Here is a 377-nt window from a genome sequence, read left to right as displayed (position 1 = left end):
CGACTCGGCATTGGTCCACGAGATTCAGGCCGATGTAGCGCACCTCCCCACGTACGGCTACCGACGTATCTGGGCACTGCTGCGCCGTAGTCGGGAACAGACCAGCGCGCCGTGCATCAATCACAAGCGCGTGTATCGGGTTATGCGTGAGCATCAGTTGCTGCTGCGGCGCCCCGGCGTGCGACGAGACACTCGACGGCATGGCGGTCGTGTTGCTGTTGACCGAAGCAACACCCGCTGGTGCTCCGATGGCTTTGAGTTCCGGTGCGACGATGGCACACCGCTGCGCGTCACGTTCGCCCTGGACTGCTGCGACCGGGAAGCGATTAGCTGGGCGGCGACGACTGGCGGCCATAGTGGTGATGTGGTGCGCGACG

At 64.5% G+C, this 377-nt stretch carries 1 protein-coding gene; it reads left to right on the top strand.

Translation table 11 applies throughout. The features are described 5' to 3' along the window. Positions 1-377 (top strand): IS3 family transposase (locus SB679_RS23285; RefSeq protein ID WP_410704659.1); only part of this gene is annotated, 377 nt, incomplete at both ends.

This window comes from Chryseobacterium sp. SIMBA_029 (assembly GCF_046535275.1).
GTDB lineage: Bacteria > Bacteroidota > Bacteroidia > Flavobacteriales > Weeksellaceae > Chryseobacterium.
The sequence above is the reverse complement of the archived record's forward strand: the minus strand, read 5'-3'. Positions and strand labels throughout refer to the sequence as shown.